The organism is Halolamina sp. CBA1230, from assembly GCF_002025255.2.
Taxonomy (GTDB): Archaea; Halobacteriota; Halobacteria; order Halobacteriales; family Haloferacaceae; genus Halolamina.
Genome location: NZ_CP054587.1, coordinates 2,442,075 through 2,463,971 on the forward strand (window position 1 = coordinate 2,442,075; position 21,897 = coordinate 2,463,971).

Annotated in this window: 26 protein-coding genes; 10 read left to right on the plus strand and 16 right to left on the minus strand. The window is 70.0% G+C overall.

The features are described from left to right. The first annotated feature begins 78 nt into the window (after positions 1-78). The gene (locus B4589_RS12915; RefSeq protein ID WP_079234647.1) at positions 79-486 is read left to right on the plus strand and encodes a DUF5790 family protein; all 408 of its coding nucleotides are present in this window, start codon (positions 79-81) and stop codon (positions 484-486) included. Here B4589_RS12915 and B4589_RS12920 read toward each other — a convergent pair whose 3' ends face one another. The 8 genes from B4589_RS12920 to B4589_RS12955 all read right to left on the minus strand — a co-directional run bounded on the left by B4589_RS12920 (position 487) and on the right by B4589_RS12955 (position 4,939). Then, positions 487-1,218: a creatininase family protein gene (locus B4589_RS12920; RefSeq protein WP_079234648.1), complete on the minus strand. Its 732-nt coding sequence runs from the start codon at positions 1,216-1,218 to the stop codon at positions 487-489. A 41-nt stretch (positions 1,219-1,259) separates the two neighbouring features. Next, positions 1,260-1,829, minus strand: a complete 570-nt coding sequence (locus B4589_RS12925; protein WP_079234649.1) for a YqaA family protein — start codon at positions 1,827-1,829, stop codon at positions 1,260-1,262. A gap of 42 nt (positions 1,830-1,871) precedes the next feature. Continuing rightward, complete coding sequence (locus B4589_RS12930; RefSeq protein ID WP_079234650.1) at positions 1,872-2,522, minus strand: DUF502 domain-containing protein; 651 nt, start codon at positions 2,520-2,522, stop codon at positions 1,872-1,874. Positions 2,523-2,604: 82 nt separating this feature from the next. Continuing rightward, the gene (locus B4589_RS12935) at positions 2,605-3,444 is read right to left on the minus strand and encodes a proline dehydrogenase family protein (protein WP_079234651.1); all 840 of its coding nucleotides are present in this window, start codon (positions 3,442-3,444) and stop codon (positions 2,605-2,607) included. 24 nt (positions 3,445-3,468) lie between these two features. Beyond that, positions 3,469-3,726, minus strand: coding sequence for a KEOPS complex subunit Pcc1 (locus B4589_RS12940; RefSeq protein ID WP_079234652.1), 258 nt, complete (start codon positions 3,724-3,726; stop codon positions 3,469-3,471). Then, positions 3,723-3,857, minus strand: a complete 135-nt coding sequence (locus B4589_RS12945; protein WP_079234653.1) for a DNA-directed RNA polymerase subunit P — start codon at positions 3,855-3,857, stop codon at positions 3,723-3,725. Before B4589_RS12945 ends, B4589_RS12940 begins: the two co-directional genes overlap by 4 nt. Before the next feature lie 3 nt (positions 3,858-3,860). After that, positions 3,861-4,130, minus strand: a complete 270-nt coding sequence (locus tag B4589_RS12950) for a 50S ribosomal protein L37 (RefSeq protein WP_079234654.1) — start codon at positions 4,128-4,130, stop codon at positions 3,861-3,863. Positions 4,131-4,186: 56 nt separating this feature from the next. Further along, positions 4,187-4,939 carry a DUF2103 domain-containing protein gene (locus B4589_RS12955; protein ID WP_079234655.1) on the minus strand — a complete coding sequence of 251 codons (753 nt, stop codon included), beginning with the start codon at positions 4,937-4,939 and terminating at the stop codon, positions 4,187-4,189. Positions 4,940-5,040: 101 nt separating this feature from the next. Between B4589_RS12955 and B4589_RS12960 the strand changes: the two genes are divergently transcribed. Together B4589_RS12960 and B4589_RS12965 are read left to right on the plus strand one after the other, a co-directional pair. Beyond that, positions 5,041-5,676, plus strand: a complete 636-nt coding sequence (locus B4589_RS12960; RefSeq protein WP_079234656.1) for an IS6 family transposase — start codon at positions 5,041-5,043, stop codon at positions 5,674-5,676. A gap of 57 nt (positions 5,677-5,733) precedes the next feature. Continuing rightward, positions 5,734-7,167, plus strand: a complete 1,434-nt coding sequence (locus B4589_RS12965; protein ID WP_079234657.1) for a hypothetical protein — start codon at positions 5,734-5,736, stop codon at positions 7,165-7,167. A 6-nt stretch (positions 7,168-7,173) separates the two neighbouring features. Here the strand turns inward: B4589_RS12965 and truD are convergent, their stop codons facing one another. Beyond that, positions 7,174-8,529, minus strand: a complete 1,356-nt coding sequence (gene truD / locus B4589_RS12970; RefSeq protein WP_079234658.1) for a tRNA pseudouridine(13) synthase TruD — start codon at positions 8,527-8,529, stop codon at positions 7,174-7,176. A gap of 91 nt (positions 8,530-8,620) precedes the next feature. Continuing rightward, the gene (gene pth2 / locus B4589_RS12975; protein ID WP_079234659.1) at positions 8,621-8,959 is read right to left on the minus strand and encodes a peptidyl-tRNA hydrolase Pth2; all 339 of its coding nucleotides are present in this window, start codon (positions 8,957-8,959) and stop codon (positions 8,621-8,623) included. Positions 8,960-9,230: 271 nt separating this feature from the next. Between pth2 and dcd the strand changes: the two genes are divergently transcribed. After that, on the plus strand, positions 9,231-9,821 hold the full coding sequence (gene dcd, locus B4589_RS12980) for a dCTP deaminase (protein ID WP_079234660.1): 591 nt from the start codon (positions 9,231-9,233) through the stop codon (positions 9,819-9,821). Then, a complete protein-coding gene (locus B4589_RS12985) occupies positions 9,818-10,729 on the plus strand; it encodes a thiamine-phosphate synthase family protein (protein ID WP_079234661.1) in 912 nt (303 codons plus the stop codon). The genes dcd and B4589_RS12985 overlap by 4 nt, the downstream gene beginning before the upstream one ends. Positions 10,730-10,743: 14 nt before the next feature. On the opposite strand, the gene B4589_RS12990 is transcribed toward B4589_RS12985, so the two are convergent. Continuing rightward, positions 10,744-11,859 carry a hypothetical protein gene (locus B4589_RS12990; RefSeq protein ID WP_143414348.1) on the minus strand — a complete coding sequence of 372 codons (1,116 nt, stop codon included), beginning with the start codon at positions 11,857-11,859 and terminating at the stop codon, positions 10,744-10,746. A gap of 92 nt (positions 11,860-11,951) precedes the next feature. Here B4589_RS12990 and B4589_RS12995 point away from each other — a divergent pair, with 92 nt between their 5' ends. The 3 genes from B4589_RS12995 to B4589_RS13005 are packed head-to-tail and all read left to right on the plus strand — an operon-like array spanning position 11,952 to position 14,937. Continuing rightward, complete coding sequence (locus tag B4589_RS12995; protein ID WP_079234663.1) at positions 11,952-12,953, plus strand: glutathione S-transferase family protein; 1,002 nt, start codon at positions 11,952-11,954, stop codon at positions 12,951-12,953. A gap of 39 nt (positions 12,954-12,992) precedes the next feature. Next, positions 12,993-13,736, plus strand: a complete 744-nt coding sequence (locus tag B4589_RS13000) for a hypothetical protein (protein WP_079234664.1) — start codon at positions 12,993-12,995, stop codon at positions 13,734-13,736. Positions 13,737-13,782: 46 nt separating this feature from the next. Continuing rightward, complete coding sequence (locus B4589_RS13005) at positions 13,783-14,937, plus strand: pyridoxal phosphate-dependent aminotransferase (RefSeq protein ID WP_079234665.1); 1,155 nt, start codon at positions 13,783-13,785, stop codon at positions 14,935-14,937. A 136-nt stretch (positions 14,938-15,073) separates the two neighbouring features. Here the strand turns inward: B4589_RS13005 and B4589_RS13010 are convergent, their stop codons facing one another. Both B4589_RS13010 and B4589_RS13015 read right to left on the minus strand, forming a co-directional pair. After that, complete coding sequence (locus B4589_RS13010; protein WP_079234666.1) at positions 15,074-16,594, minus strand: carboxypeptidase M32; 1,521 nt, start codon at positions 16,592-16,594, stop codon at positions 15,074-15,076. A gap of 54 nt (positions 16,595-16,648) precedes the next feature. After that, complete coding sequence (locus B4589_RS13015; RefSeq protein ID WP_079234667.1) at positions 16,649-17,362, minus strand: DUF1028 domain-containing protein; 714 nt, start codon at positions 17,360-17,362, stop codon at positions 16,649-16,651. A 119-nt stretch (positions 17,363-17,481) separates the two neighbouring features. Here B4589_RS13015 and sepF point away from each other — a divergent pair, with 119 nt between their 5' ends. Together sepF and B4589_RS13025 are read left to right on the plus strand one after the other, a co-directional pair. Then, entirely contained in the window at positions 17,482-17,838 is a 357-nt protein-coding gene (gene sepF, locus B4589_RS13020) for a cell division protein SepF (RefSeq protein WP_079234668.1), read from the plus strand. Positions 17,839-17,944: 106 nt separating this feature from the next. Then, positions 17,945-19,369, plus strand: a complete 1,425-nt coding sequence (locus tag B4589_RS13025) for a DUF402 domain-containing protein (RefSeq protein ID WP_079234669.1) — start codon at positions 17,945-17,947, stop codon at positions 19,367-19,369. Here B4589_RS13025 and B4589_RS13030 read toward each other — a convergent pair. The 3 genes from B4589_RS13030 to B4589_RS13035 all read right to left on the minus strand — a co-directional run bounded on the left by B4589_RS13030 (position 19,366) and on the right by B4589_RS13035 (position 21,804). Next, positions 19,366-19,896: a hypothetical protein gene (locus B4589_RS13030; RefSeq protein WP_079234670.1), complete on the minus strand. Its 531-nt coding sequence runs from the start codon at positions 19,894-19,896 to the stop codon at positions 19,366-19,368. The two genes, B4589_RS13025 and B4589_RS13030, sit on opposite strands and share 4 nt — an antisense overlap. Before the next feature lie 63 nt (positions 19,897-19,959). Beyond that, positions 19,960-20,286: a NifU family protein gene (locus B4589_RS18250; RefSeq protein ID WP_053947305.1), complete on the minus strand. Its 327-nt coding sequence runs from the start codon at positions 20,284-20,286 to the stop codon at positions 19,960-19,962. Between the two features lie 96 nt (positions 20,287-20,382). Further along, positions 20,383-21,804, minus strand: coding sequence for an LVIVD repeat-containing protein (locus B4589_RS13035; protein ID WP_255246090.1), 1,422 nt, complete (start codon positions 21,802-21,804; stop codon positions 20,383-20,385). Between the last annotated feature and the right edge of the window lie 93 nt (positions 21,805-21,897).

Here is a 21,897-nt window from a genome sequence, read left to right on the forward strand (position 1 = left end):
GTCAGAACCCGTATCGCACCCGGTTTCAGTTACACTCCGTGGCGACCTTTTTACCGGGCGGCCGTGCAATCTGTGCCCATGAGTCAGACCACGTTCGACGAGGACGACCTGTTCGGCGAGGCGGCCGAGGAGATGCGCGGCGAGGTCGAGAGCCACCTCGCGGACGCCCGCGAGGCGCTGCCGGCCGCCGACTCAGTGTGGGAGGTCGACGCCGACAACGCGCTGGGCGTGCTCAACGGGCTCAAATCCGCGCTCGACACTGGCGACGCCGCCGACCACCTCCGACAGGCGAAAAAGCAGTACGTGATGGGCGAGCGCGCCGACGCGTTCGAGGACGCCGACGATCTGGAGGCGGAGATCGAGGAGCTGGAGGAGCTGCTCGAGGGGATCGAGGACGCCCACGAGGACGCCAGCGAGCTCGCGGGCGCGCTGCCGGAACTGCGCTCCGCGCTGCAGGACGCTGCGGACGAGGAAGACGACGAGTAGCTACGACCGCTCCCGAACCGCCGCGAGCAGGTCGACCAGCGCCGCCGTCGCCAGCTCTTTCAGCTCGGCTCCGCGCTCGGCGTCACCCTCTCCCGGGTCGCCGACCACGCCGTTCTCCGTGAACTCGTCGCTGTCGACCGCGAGGTTCACCCCCGATACCCAGTCACCCCAGCGTTCGCTCCCACCCTCGCGGGCCTCGCCGACGCGGTCCTCGCGGACGAGCTCGGGGTGTTCGTGCCGGAGGAACGCGGTCTCTAGCGGGCCGGCGTGACCCATGTCGCTGCTGTGCTCGTCGACCGCCTCGAACCAGGTGAACGGTGCGACGCGGGCCACCTCGTCCCGGGTGAGGCGCGCCGTGACCTCCCGGAGCGCGTCGACGTTCCCGCCGTGGCCGTTGACCAGCACGACCGCGTCCGGACCGTCGCCGGCGGCGAGGCTCTCGACGGTCTCGCGGACGTACGCGCGGAACGTGTCCGGTGACACCCAGAGCGTGCCGTCGAACGCACGGTGTTCCTCGCTGATCCCGACCGGCACCGTGGGTGCGACGAGCACCGGGTCGCCCGACTCTCGCTCGTAGGCGTCGGCGCCGGCGTCAGCGACGGCCTCGGCGGTGAACGCGTCGGTCCCCAGCGGCGCGTGCGGGCCGTGGCCCTCCGTCGATCCGACAGGGAGGACGGCGATGTCGGCGTCGGCGTCGCGAACGTCGGTCCACGTGGCGTCGGCGAGGCGCATACCCGTTTCTGGGGTGGGTGGCGCTTGTAGGCTGTGGTCGGTTAGAACGCGTTGAAGATCGCGACGCCGCCGAGGGTCACTAACAGCCGCCCGACGCTCCCGATGAACGTCGCCAGCGCGAACCGGTAGTAGTCCTCCTCGAGCACCGAGAACGCGTATATCGAGAGCGTGTCCGGGAACGTCGGCACACAGAGCGCGAGCGCCAGCCCGCCGTAGCCGTACTTCTGGGCGAGCACGACCACCTTCTTCTCGGACCACTCCACCACGTCGAACCGCGACCGCCGCAGCGCGCGGGTCACGGGGCCGGACTCCTTAGCCTCCTGGCCGATGTGGAACGCGAACACCGAGCCGGCGGCTTTGCCGATCCCGGAGACGAGGATGATGAGCGCCAACTGGACCGTCTCGCCGACCCCCAGGTCGAGCGGCGCGAACAGGACGATCTCGCTCACACCCGGGAGCGCGAACGCGATCAGGAACGAGTAGACGAAAATGGCGAGGAGGCCGACCCAGCCAGTCGCCGTCTCGACCAGCTGGGCGAACGGTCCCGCACCGGTTGCGCCGTGCTGGAGGAGCGCCGTAACGAACGGGTCGAGACCGGGGACCGGCAGCACGGTTGCTCATCCTCCCCGGGACGACCTAAGTCTTCAGGTTTGTCACTGCTCCTCGTCGTCGCCGGCGAGGGCGTCGGTCACGGGGATCTCCGTCTCGTTCGACTCGCCGAACCCCGCCGAGAGCACGCGCGTCAGTGCTTCTTCGACGCTCTCGTCGGTCTCCTCGTAGTCGTCCGGCTCGACCTCGACGACGAACCCCGTGGTGATGTTCGGCGCCGTCGGCATGAACAGCACGTCCCGACCGTCCGCGGTTTTCTGTCCCGTCTTGAACGCGGTCATCCGCATCCCGTTCCAGGGCTCCAGCTTCACGGGTTTCTGGAGTTCGCTCGCGCCCGAGACGGCGGTCTCGACCGCCAGCTTCGAGGCGTTGTACAGCACGCGAACGCCGGGAACACGGTTCACGATGTCGTCGAACAGCCCCTCGGCGATCCGGCCCATCTGGGTGCGCATCAGGTAGCCGGCCGCGAGCGTCACGGAGAGGAACAGCCCAAGCGTCAGCCCCAGTTCCAGCGCCATCGCCGCCGCCTCGACGGTGATCGGCGACGGCACCAGCCCGGGCGGGATGCGGTCGGGCGGGACGTTCAACGGCAGGCCGAGCAGGTGGCCGATCAGCCAATCCAGCACGAACAGCAACACCAGCACGGGGAGGACGACGATCAGGCCGCTGGCGAAATCACGCTTCCACCGAGTCATTCGTCCGAACGTGCCGGCCCGAGAAGTAAAGCCGTACCGCTCCGTCCGCTCCCCGCCACGATCGCGGTTCGCGGTTACCCGTTCACCCGCTCACGATTGCCCGCAGCGCGAACAGCGCGTTCTCCTTGCGCTCGCGCAGGCGGCGCCAGAAGTACGAGAGCCACTTCTCGCCGTACGGCGCGTACTGCCACACCTCCTCGCCCTCGGCGGCGAGCTCGCGCTGTGCGTCCCCGCGGACCCCCATCAGCATCTGCACCTCGAACTCCCGACCGTACTCCTCGCGCAGCTCCTTGGCGTAGTCGATCATCTCCGGGTCGTGGCTGCCGACCGCGATCCCGCCGTCGTACTCCGCGAACAGCGTCTCCAGGTCCTCGCGGTAGCGCTCGTTCACCTTCGACTTCTCCTTGTACGCGATCGACTCCGGCTCGTCGTAGGCCCCCTTCACCAGCCGGATCTTCCCGGGCACGTCCGCCAGCCGTTCGAGATCGTCGCTCGTGCGCCGGAGGTTCGACTGGACACACTGGCCGACGCCGCCGTCGAACTCACGGGCGAACTCCTCGAAGGCGTCGAGGGTGACGTCGGTGGTGTCGGCGTCCTCCATGTCACACCAGACGAACACGCCGGCGTCCTGTGCGGCCTCGACGACCGATCGGTAGTTCGACTCGAACACGTCGTCGCCGATGTCGATGCCCAGCTGTGAGGGTTTGACCGAGATGCAGGCGTCGACGTCGCTGTCGGCGATATCGCGCACCAGCGCCCGGTAGGCTCTCGTGTCCGCGGCCGCGTTCTCGGGCTCCTCGTAATGCTCGCCGAGGAGGTTCAGAATGACGCGCACGCCGTCGTCGTTCATCCGCGCGGCGTGATCGAGCGCGGCCGCCGGGCTCTCGCCCGCGACGAAGTTGCTGGCGATCGGAGGTATCACACCCGTACGGTTCCCGGGGGGAGCCTAAAACCGTTGGGCTCCGACCGCAGTCACCCGTTCCGCGACCGTCAACAGCCGGCTCCAGCTGGTCGTCCCGGCCCGGAGCGCGGTCAGATCCGTGGCTTCGACGGTCACCTCGACGGTGTCCGCCTCCCGGGCGACGCGCGCGCTGGCTCGATCGTCGTCGACGCCGCCGACTTCGGGGTCGAGACTGGCGAAGACGCGTCTGGCGCGGTCGGTGGAGCCGTACGAGACAGAGAGGGTCGCGGTGTGTGCCGTCACTTCACGTTGACTTCCTTCACGTCGCCGCCGCGCTCCTTCAGCAGGACGCGGTGGCCACAGTAGGGACAGCGCACGCCGCCGTACTCGTCGAGTTCGACGTCGCGCTTACAGCGGGAGCACTTGTAGCTCATTCGTTACTCGCTGTCTTCGGAGAGTGCTGCGCGGATGGAGCGCTTCGCCGAGCGTCCGCCGGGAGTCTCCGGACGGTACGCGCCGCCGGTGAACGTCTCGCCAGTCTCCTCGTTCTTCCAGATGCCGGTGCCGATACGCTTCACGGAGTCGCCGTCGACGGTGGCGTTCTCCATCGCGTCCTCGATCTCCGAGACGCGTCGCCGGGAGACCCGCCCATAGCGCGCGCCGAAGCGACCGGCGCTGCCGGCGGATCGGGACTTGTTCTCAGCCATAGTGCACGGGAGTAGCTCCAGTACGCACAAAAACCCTGCGAGTCGCGCCGTCCGCGTCAGTCGTCCTGATACCCCGCCTCGACCAGCGCCTCGTTGAGCGCGTCGCGCACGCGCTCGCCGGTCTCGCGGTCCATCGCCGTCGTCACGACGCGGTTCTCCTGGACGCTGGAGCCGTCACGGATCAGCAGGCGGACGTTGCCGCTCTCGCCGGCGCGGGTCGCCTTCGCCCGGACGCCGCCGCGGCTCCCGCCACCGCCGGCCTCGATCGGGCCCGGGATCAGCTTCTTCACGTTCGGGTGGGAGGCGACGGTGTTCACCACGTCGCGACCGTCGCGGCCGCCGATGAGGGTGGAGTGGGAGCCGCCGAGCTTCTCCGCCGGCGGCGTCTCGACCACCTCCAGCGACCGCTCGCCGCGCTGGCTCCGCACCCGCTCGACGGGGTCGTCGTCCGGCACGCGGTAGAACCGGTGGTGGAGCTGGGCGCGACACTCCCGCAGCGGTTCACGCGCGCCGGCAGCGTACACCTCCTCGGGGCGCTTGCGCCGGATCTCGTCGGCGACTTTCCCGGCGAAGTTGCGGAGTTCGACCACTCGCGCCTCGGGGTCCTCCTCGGGGACGGTCGTGATCGTCGTCTCGCCGACGACCTCCGGCGCCTCCTCGTCGGCGTGCTCGGGCGGATCGCGGAGGAACGTGAGCGTCGCGCGTTCGCGGTCGAACTCGACGACGACAGCGTCGCAGTTGGCGGTGTCACAGGCCAGACAGTAGTCGCCCGGCCGGTCGAGTTCGGTGCCACACCGCCGACAGTCCATGGTGGAGGGAGACGGTTAGCCCGGAAAAGCGGAGCGTTTGCGCCCGGTGGCGGTGTTCAGATAAGGATGAAGAGTGAGGCGGAACGATTTTCAGCTGGTCTATGGCAGAAACCGCCCGCCTCATCGGAGGTAGCGACTGCTTCGAGTTAGATTTTCTGGAGCGGGAGGCGACACCCGAGTCCGCGATGAAGCTGGGTATCCGGCTCCATCTAGCTGGACTATCACTTTCGGATACCATCTCGGTTCTCGATAGGTTGGGTGTCGAACGGTGTCGCACGACCGTTCACAACTGGGTGCAGAAGGCCGATCTACAGCCCCTCGACGATGCGAACCCGGATCACGTCGCGGTTGACGAAACCGTGATCCAACTCAACAACGAGCAGTTCTGGCTGTACGCTGCTGTCGATCCCGACTCAAACCGAATGTTACACGTCAAGCTCTCTCCGACGAGAAACCAAGCGGTTACCGAGATGTTCCTCGCCGAACTCCGTGACAAACATCTCGTTGATGACGCACTCTTTCTCGTCGATTCTGCAGCTTGGTTGAAAACTGCACTCCATCGACACGGCCTCGATTACAGATACGAGAAACACGGTAATCGGAACAGTGTCGAACGTGTCTTCCGAGAACTAAAACGCCGAACCAACCAGTTCTCAAACTGTTTCAGTCACGCCGAAGCAGACACCGTCGAAAATTGGCTTCAAGCGTTCGCCTTCGCATGGAACCAGCTTATCTGAACACTACCGCGCCCGGTCGGGGCAACGTTCAACAGCCTCCTCGCTGAACGAACCCCCGTGTCCCGCCGTGCCCTCCCCGCGCTCGTGGTTCTGCTCGCCCTCTCGGCAACCCTCACGCTCGCCGCGCCAGCGCTCGCTGCCCCGCCGCCCGAGCCGGTCTGTACGAACTGCGAGCCTGCCTACGAGCGAGCAACGGACCGCGCCGGCGTCGACGCGACCGTCAGCCGGAGCGCGGCGGTCGTCTCGCTCGGCGAGGACGGGAACGCGACGTGGCGCGTTGGCCTCGTCCTCGACGGCCCCGACGCCGAGGAACTGGCGCGGAACGACAGTCTGCACCGGCGGATCGCGACCGAAGCGGTCGGCGAGGAGTTCGTCGGAGCCGGCCCCGGACGCGGGCTGAACCGGTCCGGTGGGAGCGGCGGTCCGCGGTTCCCCGACGCCGAACACGTCCGCTACTATCGGTTCCGCGATTCCGAGTTCGCTCGCGGTACGGTCGGTGGAGCGGTCGTCGTCACGAAGTTCCGGGCGGACCTCCAGGGGGAGAACTACGCTGGACTCGGCGTCGACAGGCTGTCGGTCCACTCCTTCCTCGACGTGACACACGCGCCGCCGGGTGTCGACACCGTGGACGGCCTCGGGGGGAGTGGGTTCACGCTCACCGAGCGCCAGCCCGGGCTGGCGACGTTCGACCCCGTCACCGGCGTCGCCGGCCACGCGAGCTACGTTCCGAGCCTCCTCGGTCTCGCCGCCGTGTTGCTGCCAGTCGTCGTCGAGAACGCCGCCATCGTCGTCCTCCCGGCGCTGGCCGTCCACGCAGTCGTAACTGGCGGGCTGTTCGCGCTCCTCGCCGGGAGCTTCCCCGATCCGGACGACCGCTGGCGACGTGGGGTTGCCGGCCTCCTCGGCGCGACTGCAGGGCTTTTCACCCTCCAGCCGCTGCTCGCCGGTTCGCTGGGCGCTCCGGCCCTCGGCAGCGCCGAACCGCTACTTCTCGGCCCTGCTGCCGCGTTCGCTGTCGTCGCAGTCGGGCTCGTTCGGCCGTCGCTGGTCGGCGACGGGTCGCCGAGGCGGCTCGCGGCTCGCGCCCTCGGCGCCGGCGCCGTCGCGGGCGTCGTCGTCGGCACCGTCGCGCCGGGAACGACGGGGTGGACGTTCGCCCTCTGGGCGTTCGACCCAACCCCGCCCGGAGCGACCGCGTGGGACGGCCTCGGGTTCACGCTGATGGTCGCCGGGCCGACGCTGGCGCTGCTCCCCGCCGGCGCCGCGCTCGCGGTGGGGCGCACCCGCGCGGCGCTGGCCGTCGCCCTCGCGGGCGCTGCGCTCGGGTGGGTCGCGTCGCCGGTGCTGTACTTCGCACAGACGGGGCTGGTCGTCCCCGGGTTCCTGCTCGGCCTCCCGGCGGTCAGTGCGGTGCTGGTCCTCGGTGCGCCGTTGCTACTTGCGGGCTGGGTGCTCGGCGAGCAACGGGCGTCGACGCCGGCCGATGCCTGATCGCCTCTACAGCTCCATCGGGTCGCTTTTCAGGTACTCCCGGAGCACCGCCGTCGCGTAGCTCCCGGAGGGGAGCGCGAACGTGAACGTCAGCGGGTCGTGCTCCACGGTCATCGCCGTGTCGACAAGTATCGCGCGCCGGGTGCCGGTCGACTCGAAGTTCCCGGGCAGGTCGAACATCCCCGGCTCCAGCCCGAGATCGTCGAACACCTCCCGTTCGATCTCGCCCGGCTCCCCCTCGGCGAACTCGGTCTCGGTCCCGATCAGCGGCGCGGTCACGAACGCTCGCCCGCGCTCGCAGTGCCGGGTGAGCACGTCGACGCGCTCCGCGGTCGCGCGCTGGAGCCGATCCGTATCGGGCTTCCGGACGGCGTCGACGTCGTTGTCGGTGAAGCAGCAGACGTCGCCCGCCACGGGCTCGTGGAACGGGAGTTCCCGACCGAGCCGTTCGCTCAGGATGCGGTTGAACGCGTACGACTGCGCGGCGTTGACGAACAGCCGCTGGAGGTTCGACGGGACGGCTTCGAGCGCGTGGCGCCAGTTCTCGGGCTCACCGTCGGCGTCCCCGGCGCCACGTTCCTGCAGCCGGTGGAGCATCGACCGCTCGTACCCCAGCTTTCGGGGCATCCGATCGAGGCAGGCTCCCCAGTCGGGGTCGTCGCTCGCCGCCTGTTCGTCGACGAACTGGCGTGCGTCCCGAGTGTCGTCGGGTTCGGTCTCGAACGCGTTGCCGACGTACGCGAGGACGGCGTCGCGCCACTCCCGGCGGACGATCGCTAGTCCGACCTGGTGGGTGACGGGCCGCCGACTGCCGAAGCGCTGGTGGCCGAAGACGTTGGGGACACCGATCCGGTCGCCCTCCGCGTCGCCCGCGAACGCCCGGAGCTGGCCGGTGATCTCGTCGGCGTTTTCGGGGTTCTCCGGCTCACGGACGACGATCTCGAACGCGTTTCCGGCGAGGTCGCCGTAGGAGAGGTGTCGGCCTGCACGCCCCACGACCTCGATCTCGACGTCACGGATCTCCGGGAGATCGCCGGGATCGGCGTCGTACACCGAGAACAGCTGGGTCGTGACGGCGTGTTTGTCCTTCGTGCCCGCCCAGTCGACACGTTCGCGGGAGATCCCCATCGCGTCGGAGAGCCGGCTCGCGAAGTCGTTGGTGTCCCATCCCGTCAGCGTCGCGCGGAGCACGAGATACGGGTAGTCGCCGGCGCCGCTCTCGACGGGCTCGGTATCGAACGCTTCCAACTCCCGAACGCGGAACGCGTCGGGCCGCTCCCGGAGGCGGCCGCCGACGCCGTCGGCGTCGCTGACGTACCACTGGATGCCGACGGTCCGCTCGCGGGGGTGGGCTTCACGCATCGCCCGGGAGTACCCCGGCTCGGTGGTTAACGCTGTCCGTCCCGGCTGGGCGTGGGAGTTCGGCCAGCGAACTGGGCATCGCGCGGCCAACTCAGAACAGCGAGAGATCGCCGGTCACGCGGTCGACGATCTCGTCCTCGCCGGGGCCGATCGCGACCGTCGTCGCCGTCCCGGGCTCGAGCTGGGTGTGCCCGGCGTCGCGGACGACCGCGTTCGGGAGCCCCTCCCGTTCGGCTCGGTGGGCCAGCTCGAACAGCTGATCCTCGCCGCTGCCCTTCAGGACGACCTTCTTCTGCCCATCGCCCTTCCACGCCTTGCGGGTACGTTCGTCGGCGTCCTCGTACGCCGAGAGCGAGGCGTGGGCTACCTGTGCGGCCAGCTTCCCGGTCCCCATCCCGATGTCGGTCCGGGCGACGATCGCCTGCTTCATACCCGACCCTCCCACGGCGCGGATGAAAGCGCTTCGGGAGTTCGCCAGCGTCGCCACTGGCCGTCGCCGTTGCGACTGGACTGCCCGGCCAGCCCTCGGAACGGCGCACGAGTTGGCGAACAGGCAGGCCAACGGCCCCCGGAGCGGTGCGCTGCGCTCCCGCTCGTCGCTCCGGGGCAGTTCTCAGAGCACGAGAGGTCTGGTCGCGCTCTCCCTTTTCAACTCTCGGCGGACCGGGGCGTTTAGGCCCCCGCGGCTCTCCCTCTCCGGTATGATCCTCTCGGACCGCGACATCCTGCGCCGGATGGAGGAGGGCGACCTCGTCGTCGACCCGATCGACGATCTCGACACCCAGCTCCAGCCGGCCAGCCTCGACCTCCGACTCGGCGAGGAGTTCCTGGAGTTCCAGCGCACGAACATCTCCTGTATCCACCCCAACCGCGAGGCGGAGGTCGGCGACTACGTCCGCGAGACCACCGTCCCCGAGGGCGAGGAGTTCATCCTCCATCCCGGCGACTTCGTGCTCGGCACGACCAAGGAGCGCGTGGACATCCCGGACGACCTGATCGCCACCGTCCAGGGGCGCTCCTCGCTGGGTCGGCTCGCGATCGTGATCCACGCTACTGCGGGCATCGTCGACCCCGGTTACAAGGGACAGATCACGCTCGAACTCTCGAACCTCGGTACTGCGCCGGTCGCGCTCTCCCCGGGGATGCGGGTCTCACAGCTCATCTTCACCGAACTCTCCTCGGCGGCGGACCGCCCGTACGGTGTCGACCGCGACTCGAAGTACCAGAACCAAGAGGGCCCACAGGCGTCCCGCATCGGCGTCGATCCGGAGTTCTCCGGGGAGGGAGAATGAAGTTCGTCGAGGAGGTCGTCGTCGACGCCTTTCTCCCGACGTACCGATCGATGCTCGCGGAGCGACTCCGGGAGCGCGGGCTGACCCAGGCGGATGTCGCCGACCTGCTGGGTGTGAGCCAGTCGGCCGTCTCGAAGTACGCCCACGGCGAGGTGGACGTCCACCCCGACGTGGAGGGGGACGAACGAGTGCAGGCGCTCGCGGACCGCGTCGCCGAAGGGCTGGCCGACGGCACCCTCAGCCGTGTCGGCGCGCTGGTCGAGACGGAGGTGCTGATCCGCGAACTGGAGGACGGCGACCTGCTCGCGCGCCTCCACGAGGAGGCCGTCCCCGAACTCGCCGACGTCGACGCGACGTTCGCGGTCCACGACGCCGACTCCGCGCTGCGGACGAGCGAGCAGGTGCTCGCCTCCGTCCGGCGGGGCCTCAGGGTACTCACGAACGCCTCCGGCTTCGCGGGGCTGATCCCCAACGTCGGGACGAACATCGTCGAGACACTGCCGGATTCGACCGGTATCGAGGACGTGGCCGCGGTGCCGGGCCGGATCGTCGACGTGAAAGGCGCCGCGACGGTGCCGGGCGACCCGGAGTTCGGGGTCAGCGAACACGTCGCCGGCGTCCTCCTCGCGACCCGCGCCGGCGGCGCCGGGGCCAACGCCGCGGTCAACCTCGCCTACGACGACGAGATCCTCGCGGCCTTCTCGGAGGCGGGCTACGCGGCCGTCGAGTTCGACCCCGGGGCGGGCGAGGACGCCGTGGAGGCTGCAGTCGCGGACGCGGATCTCGACGCCGACGAGCCGTTCGTGCTCTACCAGACCGGCGCCCACGGCGTCGAGGCGATCACCTACGTTCTCGGTCCCGACGCGCCGACGGTCGCACGGGCGGTCGTCGAGACGCTGCTACGGTAGCGCGGCGACAGTTTTCAGCCGATCCCGAACAGCGGCGCGGCGAGCGCGGCGAGCCACGCCACGACGCCGACGGCGACGAGCCGCCGGTCGCGACGCGCGCCGCCGAACGCGACGACCCCCAGCGTGGCTGCCAGCGCGATGCGGTGGTGGAGGATCCGAGCGGGAACCGGATCGACGCCGACCAGCGCGAGTTCGAACAGGGTCCCCAGTGCCAGCCCGCCGAACGCGAGCAACGCGGTGCGGAGCGCGGGCCGGTTGCGTCCAAGGACGACCGCGGCTGCGGGCGGCCCGGCGACGAGCACGGGGTAGCCCACCGCGACGTACAGCTTCGGGTTCACGCCCGGCGCCACCGCTTCGGCGGCCAGCCCCCACGCACGGACGCCGAGCACTATCCCGAGAATCGCGGCCGGGAGCAGGAGGTCGCGACGCGCCAGCCGTCGGCTCGTCAGCGGGACGGCGGCGCCGAGCAGCGTCACCGCCGCGAACTCGACGGCGAGCCACGAGCCGTCGCTGCCGCCGCCGGGGTGGCCGTGGGTCCGTCGCTCGACGCCGTCGACGAACGGTTCGTCGCCGAGGTCGCGCTCGACGAACGCCGCGCCCGGGCCGACGCCGGTGACGGTGTGTCTGAGGCGGAACCAGTCCCAGTACTCGGTGTGGGCCTGGAGCGCGGTCCAGTTGCCCGACGCGCTGGGGTAGGCACGGATATGCGTGCGGTCGCCGAAGTACTCCCCGACCGCCAGCTGGTAGGCGGGGTCGATCCAGCGGCCGTTCCCCTCGCGGTCGGTGCTGACGTAGGAGTAGCGAACCGAGCCGTGGGCCGGCCGCCACGGCGACACGTCGACGCTCGCGTTCTCACCCACGGTCGTCCAGTTGGCTTCCGAGCGGTCGGCGAACGCCCGCCGGACTCGCTCCGGCTCGCCGTGGACGACGACGTTGAGTGCGAGCGTCCGCCCGTCGGCCGACTGTTGCCGGCTGGTGTACGGCCAGACGTAGCTCTCGGTGCCGTCGGGCGAGACCAGCTGCTCGGACGCCGGGGGCGCTCGCTCGGCCGTCGGCGACTCCATAACCGTCGCACCGGCTAGCCCGGCGGCGACGACGAGGGTCGCCAACAGGACGCGACGCGACTGCATACTGGTCCGTTTCGCGTCCATCGACAATACTGTTCGCCCGGCGGGGGTCCGGTGACACGCTCCTTATCCGCCCTGGCGCCGAACGATAAGGTATGAACATGCTCGTCGACGGCGAGTGGCGAAAGGGCGCCTACGACGCCACGAACGAGGAGGGCGAGTTCGACCGGAGCGAGAGCGAGTTCCGGAACTGGCTCGACGGGAGCGTCGCCGCCGCGGGCGAGGAGCCGAAATCCACCACGTTCACGCCGGAGTCCGGCCGCTACCACCTCTACATCTGTCGGGCCTGCCCGTGGGCCCACCGCGCGGCGATGACTCGACAGCTCCGGGGGCTGGAAGACGAGATCTCCCTCTCGCTGGTCCAGCCAGAGCGCTACGACGAGGGGTGGGAGTTCTCCGAGGAGGAGCCCGACCCGCTGCACGGCTACGACTACCTCCGCGAGGTGTACACTCACGCCGACGCCGAGTTCACGGGTCGCGTGACGGTGCCCGTCCTCTGGGACAAGCAGGAGGAGACCATCGTCAACAACGAGTCGAGCGAGATCATGCGGATGCTCGACACCGCGTTCGACGGCAACGAGTTCTCGCTGTACCCCGAGGAGCTGCGCGGCGAGATCGACGAGATCGTCGACGCCATCTACGAGCCGATCAACAACGGCGTCTATCGCGCCGGGTTCGCCGGCAATCAGGACGCCTACGAGAACGCCGTCGACGACCTGTTCGACGCGCTCGACCACTGGGAGGCGGTGCTCGCCGACCAGCGCTACCTCGCGGGCGACGGCGAACGGCTGACGCTCGCGGACGTGGCGATGTTCGCGACGCTGGTCCGGTTCGATCACGTGTACCACACCCATTTCAAATGCAACCGGCGGGCGATCCACGAGTACCCGAACCTCTGGGGGTACACGAAGGACCTCTACCAGACGCCCGGGATCGAGGAGACAGTCAACATGGACCACATCACGCGGCACTACTACGTCAGCCACGGCGACCTCAACCCCAAGCGGATCGTCGCGGTCGGGCCGGAGATCGACTTCACCGACCCCCACAGCCGGGACGAGCTCCCCGGCGGCCCGCCCGCGGCGCTGACCGAGTAGACCGCCAGTTCCTTCCCCCGTCCGGTCGGAGCCGCCCCCATGGTCCTCGGTCTCTCCGGCAGCCAGCTGTTCGGCGCCGCGATGCTCGTCGTCGGCGCCGTCGTCCTCCTCGTTAGCGCGCGGTACGTCTGGCGTGCGAGCGGCGTGGTCCGCGCCGAGACGGTCGACTCGCTCAGCGGCACGGGGTCGGGATCGCTCGTCCGCCTCTCCGGGACGGCCGAGCCGGCGGACGAGGACGCGCTCGACGCGCCGTTCACCGGCCGCGAGTCGCTGGTGCTGCGCTACGCTATCGAGGAACGGCGGCTCAGTCCGGTGTTGCTGCCGTGGTTCGTGACGATCCACGAGCGGGCGGGCTCGGTGCCGTTCAGGCTGCGCACCCCCGAGTCGGTCGTCGACGTCGTCGAACCCACGCGGACCGTCACGCTCGCGACGGACCGCGTCGCCACTGTCGGGCCCGACGAGACGGCACCAGAGCGGATCGAACGCTTCGAGCGAACCACTGACGCGCTCCCCTCGACGACGGGGTGGCACGCGCGACCTCCGGGGCTCGGTGCGGTGATGGATATCCTCTCGCTCGGCGCACGAAGATATACCGAGCAGCGCGCGTCGCCCGGCGACGACGTGACCGTCGTCGGCCGCGTGACCGACGGCGGCGTCGACCCGCTGGTGGTCTCGGACCGCTCGCCCGCGGGGACGCTGCGTCGGATGGCGGGCACCTCGCTCGTCGGCGTCGCGATCGGCGTGTTCGTCGTCGCGTTCGGCGCCGTGCTGCTCGCGATCTGATCGCCGCGAGGGGAACAGCCTTGGGCCCGCGCGCCCACGTCGGCGTATGCCCACACCCACGGAGCGCGTTCGCGCCTGCGACCGCTCGCGGATCCGCGTGATGTTCGACCTCGCACAGGCCGCCGACCGCGACCTCGTCAGACTCGAGGTCGGGGAGCCGGATTTCGACACGCCGGCCCACATCGTCGACGCCGCCTGCGAGGCCGCTCGCGCGGGCGAGACCCACTACACCTCCAACGCCGGCCTGCCGGAACTCCGGGAAGCCATCTCGGCCACGCTCGACCGCGAGTACGACGTGACCTACGACCCCGAGCAGTTCGTCGTCACCAACGGCGGGATGGAGGCGCTCCACCTCGGGGTGCTCTCGGTCGTCGAGGCCGGCGAGGAGCTGCTGATCCCCTCGCCCTCGTGGCCGAACTACTGGACGCAGGCCCGACTGGCCGACGCCACGCCGGTCGAGATCCCGATGCCCGAGGAGACGGGGTACGCCCTCGACGCGGAGCGCGTGATCGAGCGGATGGGCGAGGAGACGGGTGCGGTGGTGCTCTGCTCGCCCGCCAACCCCACCGGACAGGTGTACGACCCCGACGAGATGCGCGCGGTCGTCGACGCCGCCGCAGAGCACGACGCCTACGTGATCGCCGACGAGGTGTACCTCGGCCTCACCTACGACCGCGACCCGGTCGGCCTCGCCGCGCTCACGGACCACCCCGAGCACGTCCTCACGGTCGGCTCCTGCTCGAAGACGTACGCGATGACGGGCTGGCGGGTCGGCTGGCTCGGCGGGCCGGGGGACGTGATCGACGAGGTGACGAAGATCCACGAGAGCACGACCGCCTGCGCGGGCTCGGTGGCTCAGCACGCCGCCATCGCCGCACTGACCGGGCCACAGGAGCCCGTGGAAGCGATGTACGACGCGTTCGCCGAGCGCCGCGAGTACGTCGCCGCCCGGATCGAGTCGATGGAGGGCGTCTCGGCGCCGACGCCCGACGGCGCGTTCTACGCGTTCCTCGACGTGGACCTGCCGGGCAGCAGCCTCGATATCGCCAAACGGCTGCTCCGGGAGCGCGACGTGGTGCTCGCGCCCGGCGACGGGTTCGGCGAGGCCGGGCAGGGGAAGCTCCGGCTCTCGTTCGCGAACTCGATGGCGAAGCTGGAGCAGGGGCTCGACGGGATCGAGGCGGCGGTTCGGGAGAACTGACGGTCGACTGCCGTCGTGGCGTGCGGTGGCACGAAAGCGGTGCAGGGCGGGACCGACGGTCCCGCGGGCGACCGGGCCGGCGGCGATGCTCCACGACGCCACGCGCTCTCCGGCAAGAAACGCCGAATCGGCCGACCTACAGCCCGTACAGGTCGGTGAACTTCTCCTCCACGTAGTCGAGGAAGTAGTCGGCCGTCAGCGGCTCGCCGGTGGCTTCCTCGATCAGGTCGTCGGACGTGTACGCCCGCCCGTGGCTGTGGACGTTCTCGTTCATCCACTCGAGCATCGGCTCGAACTCCCCGTTGCGGATCTTCCCGTCCACGTCCGAGATGTCGTCCCGCATCGCCGCGTCGAGCTGGGCCGCGAGCACGCTGCCGATCGTGTACCCCTGGAACGCCGCGAAGCCGGAGGACCAGTGGATGTCCTGCAGACAGCCCTCGCCGACGCCGTCGGGCGTAACGCCGAGGTACTCCTCCATCTTCCGGTTCCAGAGGTCGGGGATCTCGTCGACGTCGATCTCGCCGGCGACGAACGCGCTGTCGATTTCACACCGGAGGATGATGTGGAGGTGGTAGGTGAGTTCGTCCGCTTCCACCCGGATGCGGTTGTTCGGGTAGATGCGGTTGACCGCCTCGTACGCCTCCTGTACCGTCAGATCGTCGACGCCGTCCAGATGCTCCTTGACCGTCGGGAGGAAGTACTCCCAGAACGACTTCGTGCGGCCGACGTGGTTCTCCCAGAAGCGGCTCTGGGACTCGTGGACGCCCGAGGAGAGCGACTGGCCCAGCGGCGTGCCGTACTCCGACTCGGGCAGTCCGAGCATGTAGCTTGCGTGGCCGTACTCGTGAATGGTCGCCGTCAGCGCGTCCATCGGGCTCCCGGGCTTGTAGCGCGTCGTCACGCGGGCGTCGAACTGATTGCCCGACGTGAACGGGTGGGCCGAGATATCCATTCGACCGTGGTCGCGATCGTACCCCAGCGCGTCCAGCGCGGCCTCCGAGAGCGCCTCCTGGGCTTCCTCGGGGTACTCGCCGCCCTCGTAGGGGGAGGCGAGCTCGTCGCCGTGCGCCTCGATCTCCTCGATCAGCGGCACCAGCTCCGCCTTCAGTCGGTCGAATATCTCGTTCGTCCGCTCGCGGGAGATGTACGGCAGGCCGTCCTCGTACAGCACCTCGTAGGGGGGCTGATCCGGGCTGATGTGCTCGGCGCGGTCGATGGAGAGGTCGCGCAGTTTCTCGAGTCGCGGCGCGAACAGCTCGAAGTCGTCCTCGGCCTTCGCTTCCTGCCAGATCTGCTGGTTCTCGCTCTGGACTTCCGAGAGCTCCTCGACCAGGTCACCCGGCACGTCGGCGGTCCGGTCGTAGTTGCGCCGGATCTCCCGGACGTTCGCCTGCTGGCGCCAGTCGAGCTCGTCGGCGGCCTCCTCGGCGCCGGCGAGCGCTTCCTCGAACTCGTCGGCGGTCATCAGGTCGTGCGTGACCGAGGAGAGCGCCGAGAGCTGCTTCGCGCGGGCGGGGGCGCCGCCCTCGGGCATGGTGACCTGCTGGTCCCAGCCCAGTACGCCGCTGGCGTCGCCGAGGTAGGAGATGCGTCGGTTCTGCTCGATGAGGTCGCGGTACGGTTCGGGCGCGTCCTCGGAGGGGTCCTCGATTGACACAGCCCTGCATAGCGCTCGGAGCGTATCAAACCCCGGGAGGCGGCAGTTCTGCCGCTACTCCGCCTCGTCGGCGGCGTCGAGATCGTCCTCCTCGAACGCCTCCTCGTAGCGCTCCATCGCCTGCTCGAACCCCTCGCTCGCCAGCCGGTACGTCTCCCGGAGCTCCTGGATCGGCGTCTCGGTGGCGTCGACGCGCAGGTCGTTGTAGTACGGGTCGTCGCCTTCCTCGGTGCTGCGCACCTTCAGCGCGGCGCTCTGGACGTGGAGTTCCTCCCGCTTGTCCCCACCCTCGGCGTAGCCCGCACCGAGCGCGTCGATCAGCCGCTGGGCGAGTGGGGCGTCCCGGTCCGACTCCGCGTACGTCTCGGCGACGTTCTCGATCACGGCCTCGCCGGTGAGGAGGTTCCCGGCGACGGTGTAGTTCTCCCCCTCGCGGTGCCCGTACCAGCCGTGACACTCCTCGCCGGAGAACGTGAACTTCCCGTCGGCATCCACGCCGTGGAGCTGGCGGTTCTCGGCGCCGTCGTCGGCGTTCAAAAGCGACTGGAGCGCGTCCTCGACGGCCAGCCCGTCGTCGACGTACTCGATCCCGCGCTCCCCGAGTTCGACGTTCACCAGGCTCTGTGTCGCCACCGCGCCGTTCTCGGAGACGAACGGGCAGAGCGTCCCGACGGCGGGGAGCCGGGTGGTGACGGCGACGCCGAACCGGCGCTGGTCGTCCCCCTCCTCGTCCTCGTACGTCTCGCGGACGCAGATGCTGAAGGTCACGCGCGTCGCTCGGGCCGGAGCGGGGAAAAGTCGTGCTCTCCCGGCGAAGCCGGGGGATTCGCCGTCGGTCGCGAGCGGACGGCGCAAGAACTAATGCCGCAGCCCCGGTTTTTCGGCCCATGGGAATCATGAGTAAGATCCTCGGCGGCGGGGGCAACCGTAGCACCGAGGACTACGTCACGCTCGACCTGGAGGAGGATTTCGAGAGCCCCAGCGCCGCGGGGAGCATGAGCGTCCACTTCGCGGAGATCGGCGGCCAGCAGGACGTGATCGAGATCAAAGACGCCGTGTACGACGGCGACATGGTGATCGCGGATATCACCCGCCACTCCACCACCGACACCGCCAGCGACCGCATCATCGAGGAGCTCCGGCAGGTCGCCAACGAGGTCGACGGCGACATCGTCCAGAAGGGCGACGACCAGATCGTCGTCACCCCCACCGGCGTCGGGATCGCCCGCGAGAAGCTGAGCTAACGCCGGTATCGTTTTTCGTCGCCGCCGAACTCGAACCCGCAGCCGCCGGGTCGCTATCGCGGCCCGAACCGTCACCTACCTGTTCCCCCCGAGTGAACGGCGAGCCATGACCGACGACTCGGCCGCGAACGTCCGGGTCCGGGGGATCTACGCCACCGCGCTCACCCGGGCGCTGCTCGACGCCGGCCACCGTGTCGTACAGGCCTCGCCGCCGATCCGGCGCCGCTTCGACGCCGACCTCCCCGCCGCCGACCACGACGCCGCGATCGAGACGGGGCCGGACCGACAGGGCGTCACCGTCGCCGGCGACCCCGACGCCGTCGACTCGGTCCGCTCACTGCTCGCGGACACCGGGATCGACACGCTCGCGTGGACCGACCCGGCCCCCGTCGGCGCGGTGTTCGACGGGCGCGTGACCGAGACGCTCGGTAGCGGCGCGGTCGTCTCACTGGGCGAGGCGGAGGGGTTCCTACCGTTCGGCGCCGTCGACGACCGCGTCGACGAGGGTGACACGGTCCGCGTACAGGTGACCGAGGCCGCGGCGCCGTGGGACGACGACCGCGCGGCGCTCGACACCGGCCTGCGGGTCGAGGCGGGGCTGGCGACGCTCGTCCGCGGGCGCGACGGCGTCCGTGTCGCCGGGCGCGACGACGCTGCGGGCCGCGAACTCGCGGGCATCACCGACCTGCTCGACAGCGAACCACCGGAGGGCTGGGGGCTTGAGTGGGCACGTGACGCCCGCGACGCCGAGATGGGGACGCTGGGCGACGCGCTCGAGCGCGCGAGCGAACGCGCGACGGAACTGGAGCGGGCCGTCGACGACGCCGGCGACCCCGAGCCAGTCCGGGAGGTCGCCAGCCCCGCCGCTGGCGCGTGGATCTGGTTCGGCCGCGAGTCCCGGTTCGCGCTGGACGAGGTCAGGCGGGAGGTGACGGCGACGATGCCCGGCCACCACCGGACGAAGGCCGGCACCGAAGCCGCCAGCGCGGGCGTCGACTTCGCGGAGACGCTGTGTGGCGGCGACCTCGGCGGCGAGTTCCCGTTCAGCGTCGTCGCCGACCAGTTCGGCCCGAACGAGGGCGACCGCGTCCGGATCGACCACGGGAAGCCGTCGGGACGACGGATCGTGCTCGGAACGGGCGAGGTGGTCGAACGCGACGACGACGGCACGCTCGCGGTCGAGCGGTCGATGAGCGGCGGCGGCGTGTACGACGCGCTCGGCACTCGCCGGGAGCCCGGTGACACCGCGCTCACGAAGTTCCGGGAGGGGCGCTGGTGGTACCCGACCATCTACCGGAGCAGCGACGGCGAGCAGAAGGGGACGTACGTCAACGTCTGCACGCCGGTCGAACTGTTCCCCGACGCCGTCTGCTACGTCGACCTCCACGTCGACGTGATCAAGTACCCCGACGGCACCGTCGAACGCGTCGACGACGATGAACTCGACGCGGCGGTCGAGGCGGGTGAGGTGCCCCCGGAACTGGCCGAGAAGGCGCGGAACGTCGCCGCGAGCATCGAGCGCGCGATCTAGTCGGCCGTATCCGTACAGTTCGTCGACTGGTGGACGAGCCCCTCGGCGTCGACGGATAGCTCGAACGCCGCTTCCTCGCTCCCCCCGCAGGTTCCGGAGCCGATGCTCCACATCGGCAGTTCGTCCTCGGGGGCCGCGACCGCGGTGACGACCGTGCTGCCGTACGGCACCGGCTCGAACTGGATCCCGGTGCCCGAGCCGTCCGTCGAGCGGAACTCCCGGCGCTGCGCGTCACCCAGCGGCGTGAACGTCACTGCCTGTTCCCACGCCTGGGCTGGGATGTCGTCGACGGTCCCGGCGTCGGGGAACGTCTCCGTCTCGTCGTCGGCGTAGGTGAGTTCGACCCCGCCGAACCCCTCGGCCATCACGGCGGCGGTGAACACGAGCGTCCGGCCGCTCTCGTTGCGGAAATCCACCGTCACGCGCTGGGGTCCCGGCGTCTCGGTATCCTCTGCGGGCGCGGTACAGCCCGCGACCGAGACGGCGAGCGAGAGCCCCGCGACTACGAGGAACTGTCGTCGGTCCATACTGGCGTGTCCCTCGGGTCGGTGATCAAACCACCTCGAGGCGTGGTAGCCGCCGGCAGCCGCTCAGAAGTGGTTGGGGTGTTCGGTGCCGTGCTGGAGTTCGCCGCCGCGGCCGCCCTCGACGGTCGCGTCGCCCTGCTCGCCGGTCGAGGGAACCAGCACGTGGACCTCGTCGACCTCGTCGAACGCCACGATCATGTCGCGTTTGATGTTCTGTGCGGTGAGGTCGCTGATCCCGCAGCCGGCACAGGACCCCCCGAGCTCGACGGTGACGGTGCCGGTCTCCGGGTCCGCCTCCCGGACGACGCTCCGCCCGCCGTGCATCTGGATGATGGGCATCTGCCCGGTCATCCAGTCCTCGACGCGCTGTTTCAGACTCTCCTCGCTCATTGCTCGCGTTTGGGGGCGCGGACACTGGTAGCTTGCGGTTTCCCTGCAGCCCGCGCTCCGCGAAAAAACTGTGTCACGATCGTTCCCGTCGTCGCCTCAACGGCGGTTCCGACTGTGCCACCACGCGAGCGACCCCAGCCCGACACCTGCGAGCGCCGTCAGCGCGCCGAACCCCGGCGCGCCGACGTTCGACTCCCCCTCGGCCGGCGTCCCGGCGCCCGTCCGCGTCGGCGTCGCGGTCACGAGGTCGTCGTACCCCCAGAGCGTCCGCCCGTCGGCGTCGGGGAACACGTACAGCGCCGCGGGCGACTCCGCGGTCGCCCGCGAGGGGGCGACGAACGTGGAGCCGGGGACGGCGACTCGGGCGGTCCAGAACTCCGCGTGGGGGAGATCCGCCCACCACGTCAGCTCCCGCGGCGCCGAGGGATCACTCACGTCGTGACGCTTCACGCCGCCACGGTACCACGAGCTGTACAGGATCCCGTCCCGGAACTCGAAGTTGTGCGCGGTGGTCCAGACCCCGTCCTGCGTCGCGTCGGGTGAGGGCGGCGGCTCGATCGTCGAGCGGTGAGTCGGCTCTGCGGGCGTAGAGATATCGTACAGGTCGATCCCGCCCGGGCCGCCCTCGGGGCGCTCCTCGGTCGCCCACGCCTCGCGGCCGACCGCGAGCAGGTCGCCGGCCTCGTCGACGGCGGCGTAGTGGGAGTTCCCCGGGAGCGTGTCGTACCCGTCCGTACCGGACTCGTACTCGTCGGCGACCGTCTCGGGTCCCCGGCCGACGTGGGCGATCGCCGTCGGCGCAGCCGGATCGCTCACGTCGACCAGCCACGTGCCTGCGTCCCAGTGGGCGAGGTAGGCAACGCCGTCCTGTACGAACACGTCGTGCACCGTGCGCGGGAGCGGGGGGAGCTCCGCCCAGCGCCCGTCGTGTTCGACCAGCGACCAGGTGCCGACACGGCTCGGCTCGTCGACGCCGTCGACGATGGCGAGTTCGCGGTCGGCGCCGTCGTTCGCGGTGAGGTACGCCCGGCTCCCGTCGAGGAAGGCGTTGTGGATCGGGTAGTCGGTCTCGTAGAACGTCCGCCGCTCGGGCGATTCGGGATCGGAGATATCGACGAACAGCGCGCCCGAGAGCTCGCTCATCCCGGGGTTGGCGGGGCCGACGACCAGCAGCGTCTCCCCCGAGAGCTTCACGTCGTAGATCCCGTCGAGCGGGCCCCCCTCGCGGTCGGCCATGAGGTCGCGGCGCTCGGCGAGCACGCGAGGCTCGTCGGGGTCGGAGATATCGACGACAGCGTACCCCGTCGTCGCGGCGACGTAGGCGGTCGTGCCGTCGTCGGAGACGACCGCCTCCGTGGCGCCCTCGAGTTCGACCCGAGCCAGCGGGCCGTACCCCGTGTCGGTCCGGGTCGGCGGCGTCCCGTCGGGGTCGTTCTCGGGCGGCGTCGGGTGGCCGGCGACGCGGCCGGGGAGGAGGGCGGCACCGCCGAGCAGCGACAGCGCCTCGCGCCTGCGCATGGCTCCGGGAACGCGACGTGCACGCATAAGGAGCGGGGTCGCGGACCGGACGACCGAACGGGCGAAACGCGCTTGGGGGCGGCGACCGACGTG

What these genes read in the sequence shown, in the direction of transcription:
- B4589_RS12915 (WP_079234647.1), top strand. Translation starts at nt 79, where the DNA reads ATGAGTCAGACCACGTTCGACGAGGACGACCTGTTCGGCGAGGCGGCC.
- truD (WP_079234658.1), bottom strand. Translation starts at nt 8,529, where the DNA reads ATGCGTGAAGCCCACCCCCGCGAGCGGACCGTCGGCATCCAGTGGTAC.
- B4589_RS12985 (WP_079234661.1), top strand. Translation starts at nt 9,818, where the DNA reads ATGAAGTTCGTCGAGGAGGTCGTCGTCGACGCCTTTCTCCCGACGTAC.
- B4589_RS18250 (WP_053947305.1), bottom strand. Translation starts at nt 20,286, where the DNA reads ATGAGCGAGGAGAGTCTGAAACAGCGCGTCGAGGACTGGATGACCGGG.
- dcd (WP_079234660.1), top strand. Translation starts at nt 9,231, where the DNA reads ATGATCCTCTCGGACCGCGACATCCTGCGCCGGATGGAGGAGGGCGAC.
- B4589_RS12955 (WP_079234655.1), bottom strand. Translation starts at nt 4,939, where the DNA reads ATGGACTGTCGGCGGTGTGGCACCGAACTCGACCGGCCGGGCGACTAC.
- B4589_RS12950 (WP_079234654.1), bottom strand. Translation starts at nt 4,130, where the DNA reads ATGGCTGAGAACAAGTCCCGATCCGCCGGCAGCGCCGGTCGCTTCGGC.
- B4589_RS12945 (WP_079234653.1), bottom strand. Translation starts at nt 3,857, where the DNA reads ATGAGCTACAAGTGCTCCCGCTGTAAGCGCGACGTCGAACTCGACGAG.
- B4589_RS12930 (WP_079234650.1), bottom strand. Translation starts at nt 2,522, where the DNA reads ATGACTCGGTGGAAGCGTGATTTCGCCAGCGGCCTGATCGTCGTCCTC.
- pth2 (WP_079234659.1), bottom strand. Translation starts at nt 8,959, where the DNA reads ATGAAGCAGGCGATCGTCGCCCGGACCGACATCGGGATGGGGACCGGG.
- B4589_RS13005 (WP_079234665.1), top strand. Translation starts at nt 13,783, where the DNA reads ATGCCCACACCCACGGAGCGCGTTCGCGCCTGCGACCGCTCGCGGATC.
- B4589_RS13035 (WP_255246090.1), bottom strand. Translation starts at nt 21,804, where the DNA reads ATGCGCAGGCGCGAGGCGCTGTCGCTGCTCGGCGGTGCCGCCCTCCTC.
- B4589_RS12995 (WP_079234663.1), top strand. Translation starts at nt 11,952, where the DNA reads ATGAACATGCTCGTCGACGGCGAGTGGCGAAAGGGCGCCTACGACGCC.
- sepF (WP_079234668.1), top strand. Translation starts at nt 17,482, where the DNA reads ATGGGAATCATGAGTAAGATCCTCGGCGGCGGGGGCAACCGTAGCACC.
- B4589_RS12920 (WP_079234648.1), bottom strand. Translation starts at nt 1,218, where the DNA reads ATGCGCCTCGCCGACGCCACGTGGACCGACGTTCGCGACGCCGACGCC.
- B4589_RS12990 (WP_143414348.1), bottom strand. Translation starts at nt 11,859, where the DNA reads ATGCAGTCGCGTCGCGTCCTGTTGGCGACCCTCGTCGTCGCCGCCGGG.
- B4589_RS13025 (WP_079234669.1), top strand. Translation starts at nt 17,945, where the DNA reads ATGACCGACGACTCGGCCGCGAACGTCCGGGTCCGGGGGATCTACGCC.
- B4589_RS13030 (WP_079234670.1), bottom strand. Translation starts at nt 19,896, where the DNA reads ATGGACCGACGACAGTTCCTCGTAGTCGCGGGGCTCTCGCTCGCCGTC.
- B4589_RS12960 (WP_079234656.1), top strand. Translation starts at nt 5,041, where the DNA reads ATGGCAGAAACCGCCCGCCTCATCGGAGGTAGCGACTGCTTCGAGTTA.
- B4589_RS13000 (WP_079234664.1), top strand. Translation starts at nt 12,993, where the DNA reads ATGGTCCTCGGTCTCTCCGGCAGCCAGCTGTTCGGCGCCGCGATGCTC.